General features: G+C 71.7%; 7 protein-coding genes. All 7 read left to right on the forward strand.

Features of this window, described 5'->3' with window-relative positions; all coding sequences use genetic code 11:
• A partial coding sequence (locus ACFXOZ_RS30675) for a SpoIIE family protein phosphatase (protein WP_380593402.1) occupies window positions 1–2,612 on the forward strand: 2,612 nt, incomplete at its 5' end.
• A 238-nt stretch (window positions 2,613–2,850) separates the two neighbouring features.
• Window positions 2,851–5,478: a SpoIIE family protein phosphatase gene (locus tag ACFXOZ_RS30680; protein WP_380593403.1), complete on the forward strand. Its 2,628-nt coding sequence runs from the start codon at window positions 2,851–2,853 to the stop codon at window positions 5,476–5,478.
• Between the two features lie 93 nt (window positions 5,479–5,571).
• Window positions 5,572–7,410: an ABC transporter family substrate-binding protein gene (locus ACFXOZ_RS30685; RefSeq protein WP_380593404.1), complete on the forward strand. Its 1,839-nt coding sequence runs from the start codon at window positions 5,572–5,574 to the stop codon at window positions 7,408–7,410.
• 287 nt (window positions 7,411–7,697) lie between these two features.
• On the forward strand, window positions 7,698–9,602 hold the full coding sequence (typA, locus tag ACFXOZ_RS30690) for a translational GTPase TypA (RefSeq protein ID WP_380526650.1): 1,905 nt from the start codon (window positions 7,698–7,700) through the stop codon (window positions 9,600–9,602).
• Between the two features lie 432 nt (window positions 9,603–10,034).
• Window positions 10,035–11,687 carry an ABC transporter substrate-binding protein gene (locus ACFXOZ_RS30695; RefSeq protein WP_375884705.1) on the forward strand — a complete coding sequence of 551 codons (1,653 nt, stop codon included), beginning with the start codon at window positions 10,035–10,037 and terminating at the stop codon, window positions 11,685–11,687.
• A 141-nt stretch (window positions 11,688–11,828) separates the two neighbouring features.
• On the forward strand, window positions 11,829–12,755 hold the full coding sequence (locus ACFXOZ_RS30700) for an ABC transporter permease (protein ID WP_380526651.1): 927 nt from the start codon (window positions 11,829–11,831) through the stop codon (window positions 12,753–12,755).
• Complete coding sequence (locus ACFXOZ_RS30705; protein ID WP_380526652.1) at window positions 12,748–13,689, forward strand: ABC transporter permease; 942 nt, start codon at window positions 12,748–12,750, stop codon at window positions 13,687–13,689. Before ACFXOZ_RS30700 ends, ACFXOZ_RS30705 begins: the two co-directional genes overlap by 8 nt.
• Window positions 13,690–13,698: the final 9 nt, after the last annotated feature.

A 13,698-nucleotide genomic window follows, 5' to 3' on the forward strand; every position in this document is an offset into this window, starting at 1 on the left:
GCTCCGACGTCCCGGGCCGTGCCCAGCCGGTCCAGCCGGCGCCGACCCTGGCCGTCCCCGAGCCCGGCGTCCGGCCCGCCCTGCGCGGCCGCCCCGGCCGGCCGTACCCCGGCGGCCCGGCGGACGCCCGGCAGGGCCTGGCCGCGCCGCCCGGGGGCAGCCTGCTGGACATGCTCAAGGTCGCCATCGCGATCCTGGACACCGCGGGCCGGGTGGTGCTGTGGAGCCCGGCCGCCGAGGAGCTGCTCGGCTGGCCGAGCGAGCTGCTGGTCGGCCGCCGGATCGACGAGCTGATCCCGGACCAGGAGCAGGTCGCCCGGATCCGGACCGCGGTCCAGGACACCCTGCGGCACGGCCGCTGGGCGGGCAACGCCGAACTGCGCGACCGGGACGGCGTGCCGGTCGCCGTGGACGCCCGGATCTCCCTGCTGGTGGACGGCGACGGCACCCCGTTCCTCCAGGTCAACCTGGCCGAGGCGGCCGCCGTACGGGCCATCGAGCGGGACCTCGCGGTGCGCGACGCGCTGTTCGAGCAGTCCCCGCTGGGCATCGCCATCCTGGACACCGACCTGCGCTACACCGCCGTCAACCAGACCCTGGCCGAGATGAACGGCGTCGCCCTGGAGGACCACGTCGGCCGCACCACCGGCGAGACCCTGCCCGAGCGGGCCGCCGACGAGATCACCGCGATCCAGCGCCAGGTGCTGGCCACCGGCGAGCCGGTCATCGACGTCACCCTCGCCTCCCCGGTCACCACCCGGGCCGGCTACCGCTCGATCTCCTACAGCCGGATGACCGACCGGGCCGGCCGGGTGCTCGGCATCTCCGGCACCGTCATGGACGTGACGGAGCGTTACCGAGCGGTGGCCAAGGTCGAACACGCCCGGCGGCGGCTCTCGCTGCTCAACGAGTTCGGCTCCCGGGTCGGAGACCTGCTCGACGCCGCCCGGATCGCCCAGGAACTGGCCAACTCGGTGGTGCCCCGGCTGACCGACCACTCCGCGGTGATCCTGCTCCAGGCCGTCGCGCACGGTGACGACCTGCCCCGGCACGGCCACGACCGGCGCACCTCGCTGCTCCAGCTCGGCACCGCCTCGGTCCAGGACGGCCCCGAGGTCGAGGTGATGCTCCGGCGCGGCGCCCGGATCACCTTCGCGGAGGACTCCGCCTGTGGCCGGGTGCTGCGCACCGGGGTGCCCGAACTGCTGTCCGGCGCCGACCAGCTGGACGACGTCACCTACCCCGGCGACCCCAAGATGCAGGCCGCCCACGACCTGGGCGTGCACTCGATGTTGGTGGTCCCGCTGCGCGCCCGCGGCATCGTGATCGGCCTGCTGCTGGTCAGCCGGGCCGGCTACCGCGAGGGCTTCGACCGGGACGACCTCGCCTTCACCGTCGAACTCGCCGACCGGGCCGGCAGCTCGCTGGACAACGCCCGGCTGTACGCCCGCGAGCGCACCGCCGCGCTCACCCTCCAGCGCACCCTGCTCCCGCAGCAGGTCCCCCAGCCCACCGGCGTCGAGGTCGCCTACCGGTACGTGCCCGGCAGCAGCGGCACCGAGGTCGGCGGTGACTGGTTCGACGTCATCCCGCTGCCCGGCGACCGGACCGCGCTGGTGGTCGGCGATGTGATGGGCCACGGCCTGCGGGCCGCCGCCACGATGGGCCGGCTGCGCACCGCCGTCCGGGTGCTGGCCGCCCTCGACCTGCCGCCGGACGTCCTGCTGCGGCACGTCCACGAGCTGGCCGACGACCTCGCCCAGGGCCCGGACGAGGCGCTGCTCGCCACCTGCGTCTACGCCGTCTTCGACCCGGGCACGGCGAAGCTGACGGTGGCCAAGGCCGGGCACATCCCGCCGGTGCTGGTGGTGCCGGGCGAGGGGGCGGTGGAGCCGACCCGCACCGGTGGCCCGCTGCGCGGCGGGGCCGGGCGGATCCTCGACCTGCCCTCCGGCGCCCCGCTCGGCGTGGGCGGAGTTCCGTTCGAATCGGTCGAACTGAAGATCCCCGAGGGCAGCCTGCTCGCGCTCTGCACCGACGGCCTGGTGGAGTCCCGGGACAAGGACCTCGACGTCGGCCTGGGCCGGCTGGTCACCGTGCTCCAGGAGCCGCACGCCTCCATCCAGGCCGCCTGCGAGGCGGTGCTGGACACCATGGAGCAGGGCCGCGAGCCGGACGACGTCGCCCTGCTGCTGGCCCGGCTCGGGCACGGCCAGGCCGGTACCCCGACGGCCGGCTGGACGCTGCCCGCCGAGCCGACCGCCGTCTCCCGGGCCCGTCGGCTGGTCCGCGCCGCGCTCGCCGAGTGGGGCGTCGAGGACCTCACCGACACCGCGGAGCTGCTGGTCAGCGAGCTGGTCACGAACGCCGTCCGGTACGCCAGCGCCCCGATCGGGGTCCGGCTCACGCTCGGCGAGACCCTGCTGGTCGAGATCTCCGACCCGCTGCCGGACCCGCCCCGGGAGCGCCACGCGGCCGAGGCCGACGAGGGCGGCCGGGGCCTGGAGCTGGTCCACCGGCTCGCGCTGCACTGGGGTGCCCGGGCCGAGGGGATCGGCAAGGTGGTCTGGTTCGAGCTGGCACTGCCGGGTAGTGACACCGGCGAGGAGTGACGCGAGTAGAGCGTCCGGACCGTCGGGAGAACCGTGCTGCATATGCCAACGGGCGCTCAGGGGGAGCGCGCGCTCCGGAAGGGGGCGCGGGCGTGGCATTGTGGTTGCGCGGGCGGTAGGACAAAAACCTTCGCCCGATCTGATGTTGTGATGTTGAGGGCGTGTGAACGCACCCCTCGATGATGAATACTCGGTCTTCTCGACATCCGGACGGTCGCGGGTTGGAGGGGTCGGTCCGTTGAACAGCACTCCGGCGCGGAACGCGCCGAGCAGCAGCGGTCATGCCGCTGTGCCCGGGCAGGCCGGTTCCCCGCACCTGCCCGTACCGGCGCCGCCGCCGGCCCGCGCCACCGCCGGCCCGGGCCGCGACGGCCGCGCCGCGGCCCACCCGGCCGCCGAATCCCGGCCCTGGGGCGCCGGGGACCCGGGCTCGATCTACGACTACATCCGGGTCGCCACCTTCGCGATCGGCCCCGACGGCCGGATCAGCCAGTGGAGCGAGCGCGCCGCCGAGTTCTTCGGCGTCCCCGCCGCCGAGGCCGTGGGCGCCGACCCGATCAGCACCTTCGTCCCCCGCGAACTCTGGCGCCGCGGCCGCGCCCGGCTGGAGCGCACCCTGGCCGGCGAGGAGTGGGTCGGCACCACCCCCTACCGGGACGCCGCCGGCGGCGAGGGACTCGCCGAGCTCTACCTGATGCCCGACAGCGCCCTGCCCACCGCGGGCGCCACCTGTCTGGCGGTCGACCTCGGCCGGCTGCGCCGGATCGAGACCGACCTCGCCGCCTCCGAAGCCGTCTTCGGGCAGACGCCCACCGGCTTCGTGCTCTTCGACGACCGGCTGCGGCTGCAGCGGGTCAACGACGCCTTCGCCTCCGGAATGGGCCTCGTCCCCACCGACCTGGAGGGCCTCACCCCGCACGACCTCTTCCCGCCGTCCGAGGCCGACCGGCTCAGTGCCGCCCTGCGCAAGGTCCTCGCCACCGGGGAGCCCGTCTTCGACCTGCGCTTCCACAGCGCCGTCCCGACCCGCGAGGGCAACCGGCTCTGGGCCGTCTCGCTGTACCGGCTCAACGGCTCGGCCGGGCAGCCGATGGGCGTGGCCGGACAGGTCTCCGACGTCACCAGCCGGCACGTCGCCGAGCGCGAGGCCGACGGCGTGCGCCGCAACCTCGCCCTGCTCAACGAGGCCAGCGCGCACATCGGCTCCACCCTCGACCTGGAGACCACCGCCAAGGAGCTCCTGGACGTGGTCGTCCCGCCGTTCTGCGACCTCGCCACCGTCGACCTGTACACCGCGCTGCTCTCCGGCGAGACCGTCCCCAGCGCCGGGCGCCTCGGCGACACCGTGCTCACCGACGGCAGCGGCGAACTGCGCCGGGTCGCCGTCTCCAGCGTCATCGGCGGCGCCTCCTCGGTGCTCGGCTCGGTCACCGGCCTGCCGATCGCCGAAGCCGGCGGCACCCTCTGCTACCCGCGCCGCTCCCCGCACGCCCGGGCGCTGCGCACCGGCCGCAGCGTCGTCCCCGAGCCCGGCCGCGACCCGCTGCTGCGCTCCACCCTGATCGTCCCGCTGGTCGCCCGCGACCAGGTGCTGGGCCTCGTCCAGCTCTCCCGGGCGATCGGCAGCGAGCCCTTCGACGCCCGCGACGTGGCGATCGCCGAGGAGCTGGTGGCCCGCGCCGCCGTCTGCATCGACAACGCCCGGCTCTACCGCCGCGAGCACGAGCGGGCGCTGATCCTCCAGCGCAGCCTGCTGCCCCCGGGCAACCCGGCCGCCAGCGGCCTGGAGATCGCCTGCCGCTACCTGCCCAGCAACAACAACACCGAGGTCGGCGGCGACTGGTTCGACGTCATCCCGCTGCCCGGCAACCGCACCGCCCTGGTCATCGGCGACGTGATGGGCCGCGGTCTGCGCGCCGCCGTCGCGATGGGCCAACTGCGCACCGCGGTAAGGACCCTGGCCATGCTCGACCTCGACCCGGCCGAGGTGCTCGGCGCGCTGGACGAGATCGCCCGCGGCCTCGGCGACGACTCCGTCCCGGCCGGGCCGCCCACCCAGTACGGCCGGCTCACCTCGACGGCCGACGAGGAGGCCCGCGAGGTCTACCTGGCCACCTGCGTGTACGCCGTGTACGACGCCGTCACCCGCCGCTGCGTGTTCGCCAACGCCGGCCACCTGCCGCCCGTCCTGCTCAGCCCGGGCGAGCCCGCCCGGATGCTCGACGTGCCGCCCGGCCTGCCGCTCGGCGTCGGCGGCGAGCCCTTCGAGGAGGTCGAGCTGACCCTCCCGGACGGCGCCTTGCTCGGCCTCTACACCGACGGCCTGGTGGAGAGCCGCAAGCACCAGCTGGACGAGGGCCTGCGCGCCTTCCGGGCCGCGCTCAGCGACCGCGGCAAGGGCCTGGAGGACCTCTGCGACCACGTCCTCGGCGAGCTCGACCCGCACCACGGCGAGGACGACATCGCCCTGCTGATGGCCAAGGTGCACGCCTTCCCCGAGGACGCGGTCGGCAACTGGTTCCTGCCGCCCGAGCCGACCTCCGTCGCCAAGGCCCGTGAACTGGCCTGCAGTTGGCTGCTCGCCCGGGGGCTGGACGAGCTGGTCGACACCACCGAGCTGCTGGTCAGCGAGCTGGTGACGAACGCGCTCAAGCACGGCCGGGGCGAGATCCGGCTGCGGCTGCTGCGCGAGCGCAGCATGGTCTGCGAGGTCTGGGACGACGGCTACGCCCAGCCCCGGCAGCGGCGCGCCCAGGAGACCGACGAGGGCGGGCGCGGCCTGCAGCTGGTCAGCCTGCTGGCCGAGCGCTGGGGCAGCCGGCGCACGCCCAAGGGCAAGATCGTCTGGTTCGAGCTGGCGCTGTAGCGCCCGGCGGGGCTGGGCCGTACGGGTGCAGTCGCCCGGCGGCCCGCCGTGTCGGCGCGGGCCGGGCGGGGCGGGCGGCGTTCGATGGCCGCCATGCGCGTCCGCCAGCTCACCGCCGCAGCCGCCGCACTGCTGCTCGCCGCCGGGCTCGGCGGCTGCTCCGACGACCGGGGCCGCGGCCCCTCGCCCGCACCGGCCCGGGCCGAGCCCACCGCCACCACCGGGGACGTCCGCGCCGCCGAGCGCGGCGCCGTCCGGGACGGCGGCACGCTGAGCTGGGCGCTGGACGGCGTCCCGGCCACGCTCAACGTCTACCAGCGCGGGGCCGGCGCCGACTCGGCGCTGCTCGCGCACGCGCTGTACCCCTCGCTGTTCCGGCCCGACGAGCGCGGGCGGCTCGTCCCGGACCCGGACTACCTGGTGGGCGCCGAGTCCACCCCGCCCGGGCAGCAGCCGCAGGTGGTCACCTACCGGCTCAACCCGCACGCCGTCTGGACCGACGGCACCCCGCTGTCGGCCGCCGACCTCGGTGCCCAGCGGGCCGCCCTGTCCGGCCTGGACCCGGCCTACCGGGGCGGGCCGGCGGCCGGGTACGAGGCCGTCGACTCGGTCGCCGAGGGCGCCGACCCGCACGAGGTCAAGGTGACCTTCCGGCGGCCGTACGCCGAGTGGCGGGCCCTGTTCGGGCCGCTCTACCCGGCCGCCGAGACGGCCACGCCGGCCGCCTTCAACCGGGCGCTGACCGGCACCGGCCACCTGAGCGCCGGGCCGTACGCGCTCACCCGGTACGACGAGGACGGCGGGCGGGTCACCGTGGAGCGCAACCCGCTCTGGTGGGGGGACCGGCCGAAGACCGACCGGATCGACTTCCTGGCCACGCCGCCCGAGCGGCGGCTGGACGCGCTGGACCAGGGCCGGCTGGACGTCGCCCCGCTCACCGCCGCGGTGGACCGGGCGGTGCCGCCGCCCGCGCCGTCGCCCGCACCGCCGTCGCCAGCACCGTCCTCCCCGGCTTCGTCCAAGGGCGGCTCCGCGGCCGCCGCCCCGCCCGAGGCGGCGCCCGAAGCGGTGCCCGAGGCGGCGGCGTCGGCGCTGCGGCGGGCCGAGTCGCTGCCCGGGGTCACCGTGCACCGGGCGGCCGCCCCCTCGCTCACCCAGCTCACCCTCAACGCCACCCGCGGCCCGCTCGGCGACCCGGCCCTGCGGCGGGCGGTGGCCCGGGCGGTGGACCGGCGGTCGATCGCCGAGGCCGCGCTGGCCCCGCTCGGCCTGCCCGGCGCCCCGCTCGGCAGCCACCTGCTCGCCGGCGACCAGGAGGGCTACCGGGACGACAGCGCCGCGATCGGACCGGCCGACGCCGCGACGCTGCTGGACGAGGCCGGCTGGAAGCTGTTGAACGGGAGCACCCGGACCAAGGACGGCAAGGAGCTCGTCCTCACCCTGCTCGTCCCGGCCGGCTCCGCGACCGCCCGGCGCACCGCCGACGCGCTCACCGCGGACCTCGACGGGTACGGCATCGGGGTGAGGACGCTGACCGCGCCCGCCGACACCTTCGTCCCGGAGCAGCTGGCCGACGGCGACTACGACCTCGCGCTGTTCTCCTGGCCGGTCGGCCCCAGCCCGGCCGTGGAGCAGCGCGCCGCGTACGCCAAGCCCCGGCCGGACGCCGACGGCGCGCTCGAGTCCGGCGGCAACTACGGCCGCAGCGGCACCGAGGAGATCGACCGGCTGTTCGACCGGGCGGTCACCGAACTCGACCCGGCGGCCCGGCTGGACCTGTTGCAGGAGGCGGACGTCCGGATCTGGCAGCTCGGGCACTCCGTCCCGCTCTACCAGCGGCCGGAACTGGTGGGGGTGCGGACCGGCGTGGCCGGGGCGGGGGCCTTCGGCTTCGGCTGGCCGCGCTTCCAGGACGTGGGCCGGAGCCGGTAGCGGAGCCGGGCGGGCCGGGCCACCGGAGTGCGAACGGGGGAGTGTCGGAAGGCGACCGCGGGGTGACGGGGACGTGACTCGTCTGTGATCTTGATCCCGCCCGACCTGCTCGTTTCTGCCGCCTTGGACGGTTCCCCGTACCATAGGGAAAAGCCGAGGCATGTCCAGATGCCCGGCGGGTGGACCGGTAGTAGCAGGCGGAACGGGTGGCGCGGCCGAAGGGCCGCCGGTGCGCGTCTCGCGGCCGGGCCCGCCGTAACCCACGATTCCGGGAGAATCCGCAAGGCATGCCCACGCGCAACGACATCCGTAACGTCGCCATCGTCGCCCACGTCGACCACGGCAAGACCACGCTGGTCGACGCCATGCTCAAGCAGGCCGGTGCCTTCGCGGCCCACCAGCAGCTCGACGACCGCATGATGGACTCGAACGACCTGGAGCGCGAGAAGGGCATCACCATTCTCGCGAAGAACACCGCCGTCAAGTACCACCCGAAGGATGGTGGCGCTCCGATCACCATCAACATCATCGACACCCCGGGCCACGCCGACTTCGGTGGCGAGGTCGAGCGCGGTCTGTCGATGGTGGACGCGGTCGTGCTGCTGGTCGACGCCTCCGAGGGCCCGCTGCCGCAGACCCGCTTCGTGCTCCGCAAGGCGCTCACCGCCAAGCTGCCCGTCATCCTGTGCATCAACAAGACGGACCGCCCGGACTCCCGGATCGACGAGGTCATCAACGAGACCTACGACCTGTTCCTGGACCTGGACGCGGACGAGGACCAGATCGAGTTCCCGATCGTCTACGCCTGCGCGCGTGACGGCGTGGCCTCGCTGACCAAGCCGGAGAACGGCACCGTCCCGGCCGACAGCACCAGCCTGGAGCCGTTCTTCTCCACCCTGCTGGAGCACGTCCCGGCCCCGAGCTACGACGAGGACGCGCCGCTCCAGGCCCACGTCACCAACCTGGACGCCGACAACTTCCTCGGCCGCATCGCGCTGCTGCGCGTCGAGCAGGGCGAGCTGCGCAAGGGCCAGACCGTGGCCTGGATCAAGCGCGACGGCACCATCTCGAACGTCCGCATCTCCGAGCTGCTGATGACCGAGGCGCTCACCCGCAAGCCGGCCGAGGTGGCGGGCCCCGGTGACATCTGCGCCGTCGCCGGCATCGGCGAGATCATGATCGGCGAGACCCTGGCCGACCCGGAGAACCCGATCGCGCTGCCGCTGATCACGGTGGACGAGCCGGCCATCTCGATGACCATCGGCACCAACACCTCGCCGCTGGTCGGCCGCGGCGGCAGCGGCAAGGGCGCGGACGCCAAGGCCGGCGTCAAGGTGGACCGCAAGGTCACCGCCCGCCAGGTGAAGGACCGCCTGGACCGCGAGCTGATCGGTAACGTCTCGCTGCGCGTCCTGGACACCGAGCGTCCGGACGCCTGGGAGGTGCAGGGCCGCGGTGAGCTGGCGCTGGCCATCCTGATCGAGACCATGCGCCGCGAGGGCTTCGAGCTGACCGTCGGCAAGCCGCAGGTGGTCACCAAGGAGGTCAACGGCAAGACCCACGAGCCGGTCGAGCGCCTCACGGTGGACGTGCCCGAGGAGCACATGGGTGCCGTCACCCAGCTCATGGGCATCCGCAAGGGCCGGATGGACAACATGTCCAACCACGGCTCGGGCTGGGTCCGGATGGAGTTCGTCGTGCCGTCCCGCGGCCTGATCGGCTTCCGCACCGAGTTCCTCACCAACACCCGCGGCACCGGCATCGCCCACTCGATCCACGAGGGCCACGAGCCGTGGTTCGGCAACCTGACCACCCGCAACAACGGCTCGCTGGTCGCCGACCGGGCCGGCGTGGTCACCGCCTTCGCGATGACCAACCTCCAGGAGCGCGGCGTGCTCTTCTGCGAGCCGGGCACCGAGGTGTACGAGGGCATGATCGTCGGTGAGAACTCGCGCGCCGACGACATGGACGTGAACATCACCAAGGAGAAGAAGCTCACCAACATGCGGTCCGCGAACGCGGACGTGGCCGAGTCGATCGTCCCGCCGCGCAAGCTCTCGCTGGAGCAGTCGCTGGAGTTCTGCCGCGAGGACGAGTGCATCGAGGTGACCCCGGAGACGGTTCGCATCCGTAAGGTCGTGCTGGACCAGAAGGACCGCGGACGCACCGCCTCGCGCGCCAAGAAGGCGTGATCCGGACGCTCTGACCGGCCTTTGGCCGGAATGCTTCGCCCCCCTTTCCGATGGAGAGGGGGGCGAACTTTTTCAACTACTCCAAGTTGTCGGGGCCGCTATTAACGGAATAGCGCTCATCACACCCAGGTGTCCGCTGAGCGAACGTGACAGTTCGTCATCCGTGACGACTGTCCGTTTGGTGCCTGTCTGGCTATGTCTCATATGTCCGGTTTTCGAAACTTACCGACTGTTCATGTGACCTAATTGAGATCGTCACTGGTCACTTTCGTGTCCGTGCGTGACGGATAGTGGGTGCAGTCAGGCTCGGGTCAAGGGTGAACGCGCAGGGGTGCGCGCCGAAACCACGAGCGCGGACGGCATTGCGGGTCCGGTGATCACCGTTCCGCGTTGCCCTCCTCGTCGCAAACGTCGAATTCAGGAGGCACACCGATGCGTGGTGTGAGCCAGGCCAAGTGGGTTGTCGCAGCTGTTGCTGTCGCGCTCGCCGCGACTGCTTGTAGCAGCAGCGGCAGCAGCGACACCTCCGGGAGCTCGGACAGCGCCGCGGTCGACCCCTCGGGCACGTTCAGCTTCCAGAGCGCGGAGCCGCAGCGTCCGCTGCAGCCGGCCAACGCCATGGAGAACCAGGGCGGCCGTATCGTCAAGCAGCTGTTCACGGGCCTCGTCGACTACGACCCCGCGACCGGTGCTCTTCGCAACCAGGTGGCCGACAAGATCGAGACCACCGACGCCAAGAACTACACCGTCACGCTGAAGTCCGGCTGGACCTTCCACGACGGCACCCCGGTCACCTCCAAGTCCTTCGTGGACTCCTGGAACTGGTCCGCCAACCCGGCCAACAACCAGATCAACTCCGACTGGTTCTCGGACATCGTCGGCTACGACGCCGTCCACCCGGACAAGGGCGACCCGACCGCCAAGGAGATGGCCGGCCTCAAGGTCGTCGACGACACCCACTTCACCATCGAACTGGCCCAGCCCGTCTCGTACTTCACGTACAAGCTCGGCTACTCGGCCTTCTTCCCGCTCCCCACCGGGTTCTTCGCGGACCCGAAGGGCTTCGGCGAGAAGCCGGTCGGCAACGGCCCGTACCAGTTCGTGTCGTGGGAGCACAACAAGGCCATCACGCTCAAGGCCTACGACAAGTACACCGGCACCAACAAGGCGAAGAACGGCGGGATCGTCTTCCGCAGCTACACCTCGCCCGAGGCCGCGTACAAGGACCTGATGTCCGACACGCTGGACGTGCTGGACCAGGTCGACTCGACCGACCTGCCCAAGTACAAGGACGACCTGGGCAAGCGCGCGATCGACCAGGCCCAGGGCGCGATCCAGAACATCTCCTTCGCGCTGTACAACGCGGACTGGTCCTCCATGGACAAGGACAAGGCCGCCAAGGTGCGCCAGGGCCTGTCGATGGCGATCGACCGCGACACCATCACCAAGACGGTGCTGAACAACAGCCGTCAGCCCGCCGACTCGTTCGTGGCGCCGGGCGTCATGGGCTACAAGGCCGGCGTCTGCGGCGACGCCTGCAAGTACGACCCGGCCAAGGCCAAGCAGCTCATCACCGACAACGGTGGCGTCCCCGGCGGCAAGATCACCATCCTGTACAACTCCGATGGTGGCCACAAGGAGTGGGTGGACGCGGTCTGCAACTCGATCCGCCAGGCGACCGGCGTCGAGTGCCTCGGTGACCCGAAGCCGGACTTCAAGACCTCGCGTGACATCGTCACCAAGAAGCAGGTCCAGAGCATGATGCGGACCGGCTGGGTGCAGGACTACCCGCTGAACGCCAACTTCCTGCGGGACGTCTACGGCACCGGTGCCGCCGCGAACGACGCCGGCTACTCCAGCCCGGAGTTCGACAACCTGGCGAAGCAGGCCGACGCGGCCACCACGGTCGAGAAGACCGCCGAGCTCTACCAGCAGGCCGAGGCCGTTCTGGCCAAGGACATGCCGGCGATCCCGCTCTGGTACTACAAGACCAACTCGGGCTACTCGAACAACGTCCAGAACGTGAAGTTCAACTCCTTCGGCGACCCGGTCTACACCGACGTCGAGGTCAAGAAGAAGAAGTAATCGGTCGGCACCGCCTGACCCGGTGACAACGGCCGGTGCCCGTCCCATCCCCACAAGGGCGAGGACTGGCACCGGCCGTTGGCACGCCGACTTATCTCTTGCCGGGTTGACGGGCCCGGCAGAGCCATACATGGAGGCACGATGGGGCGCTTTGTCGCGAGGCGACTGCTCCAGATGATTCCGGTGTTCCTCGGAACGACCGCACTCATCTTTTTCATGGTGCACTTGCTGCCCGGTGACCCGCTGGCAGCACTGTGGGGCGACAAGGCGCCGGACCCGGTGCAGCTCGCAGCCCTGAAGCACCAGCAGCACCTGGACCAGCCGCTGGTCCAGCAGTACCTCTCCTACATGGGGGGCCTGCTCACCGGCGACTTCGGCAAGGCACTGGACGGACGTCCGGTGCTCGACAAGATCACCGAGGTACTTCCGGTCACGGTCCGGCTGGCGCTGTTCGCGTTCGCCATCGAGATCGTGGTCGGCATCGGCATCGGCCTGATCGCGGGCCTGCGCCGCGGCAAGATCTTCGACAAGGGTGCGCTGGTCTTCACCCTGCTGCTGATCTCGATCCCGGTCCCCGTGCTGGGCTTCCTGTTCCAGACGATCTTCGGCATCAACCTCAAGTGGGTCACGCCGACCGTCCAGCACAGCGACGACATCACCCAGCTGGTGCTGCCGGCCGTCGTGCTCGGCTCGCTGTCGCTGGCCTACGTCGCGCGCCTCACCCGTACCTCCATCGCCGAGAACATCAAGGCCGACTACGTCCGCACCGCGGTGGCCAAGGGCCTGCCGCGCCGGAAGGTCATCGGCACCCACCTGCTGCGCAACTCGCTGATCCCGGTGGTCACCTTCCTCGGCACCGACCTCGGCGCCCTGATGGGCGGCGCGATCGTCACCGAGGGCATCTTCAACGTCCAGGGTGTCGGCCACGCGCTCTACCAAGCGATCAACATGAAGGAGGGCGCGACCGTCTCCGGCTTCGTGGCCTTCCTGGTGATCGTCTACCTGGCCGCCGGCCTGATCGTCGACCTGCTTTACGCGGTCCTGGACCCGAGGATCCGGTATGCCTGACCTGACCGAGAAGAAGACGACCGGGAAGATCCCGGCCCAGGCCACCGTCGCGGCGGCCGCCAAGCCGGAGAAGGCGCGCAGCCTCGGCTCCGACGCCTGGCACGACCTCCGGCGCAAGCCGATCTTCGTGATCTCCGGGCTGCTCATCCTGCTGCTGATCGTGATCGCGATCGCCCCCGGGCTGTTCACCTCGGTGGACCCGCGCGCCGGCGACCTGCGCAACCACTTCCACACCCCGCCGGTCTACGACCACTTCTTCGAGGGTGACTGGTTCGGCTACGACGGCCAGGGCCGCAGCATCTACGCCCGCATCATCTACGGCGCCCGCGCCTCGGTCGTGGTCGGCATCTGCGTCACCGTCGGTACGACCGTCCTCGGCGGTATCGCCGGCATGGTCGCCGGCTACTTCGGCGGCTGGGTCGACACGATCATCTCCCGCATCACCGACATCTTCTTCGGCATCCCGCTGCTGCTCGGCGCGCTGGTGATCCTCAACGCCTTCCCGACGCGCACCATCTGGAGCGTGGTCTTCGCCCTGATCGCCCTGGGCTGGACCCAGATGACCCGTGTCATGCGCGGTTCGGTGATCACGGTCAAGCAGTCGGACTTCGTGACGGCGGCCAAGGCGCTCGGCGCCAGCACCAGCCGGATCATGTTCCGGCACATCCTGCCGAACGCGATCGCCCCGGTGATCGTGGTCGCCACCATCTCCCTCGGCGGCTACATCGCCCTGGAGGCGACGCTGAGCTTCCTGGGCATCGGTCTGCAGGACCCGACCATCTCCTGGGGCATCGACATCGCCTCGGCCCAGAAGCTGATCCGTACGGCGCCGTTCGCGCTGTTCTTCCCGGCAGGCATGCTGAGCCTCACCGTGCTGGCCTTCATCATGCTCGGCGACGCGGTGCGCGACGCCCTCGACCCGAAGCTCCGCTGAGAGAAGAGG

Origin of the sequence: Kitasatospora sp. NPDC059160, assembly GCF_042755465.1 — a bacterium.
GTDB lineage: Bacteria > Actinomycetota > Actinomycetes > Streptomycetales > Streptomycetaceae > Kitasatospora.

What these genes read in the sequence shown, in the direction of transcription:
- ACFXOZ_RS30705 (WP_380526652.1), top strand. Translation starts at nt 12,748, where the DNA reads ATGCCTGACCTGACCGAGAAGAAGACGACCGGGAAGATCCCGGCCCAG.
- ACFXOZ_RS30700 (WP_380526651.1), top strand. Translation starts at nt 11,829, where the DNA reads ATGGGGCGCTTTGTCGCGAGGCGACTGCTCCAGATGATTCCGGTGTTC.
- ACFXOZ_RS30695 (WP_375884705.1), top strand. Translation starts at nt 10,035, where the DNA reads ATGCGTGGTGTGAGCCAGGCCAAGTGGGTTGTCGCAGCTGTTGCTGTC.
- typA (WP_380526650.1), top strand. Translation starts at nt 7,698, where the DNA reads ATGCCCACGCGCAACGACATCCGTAACGTCGCCATCGTCGCCCACGTC.
- ACFXOZ_RS30685 (WP_380593404.1), top strand. Translation starts at nt 5,572, where the DNA reads ATGCGCGTCCGCCAGCTCACCGCCGCAGCCGCCGCACTGCTGCTCGCC.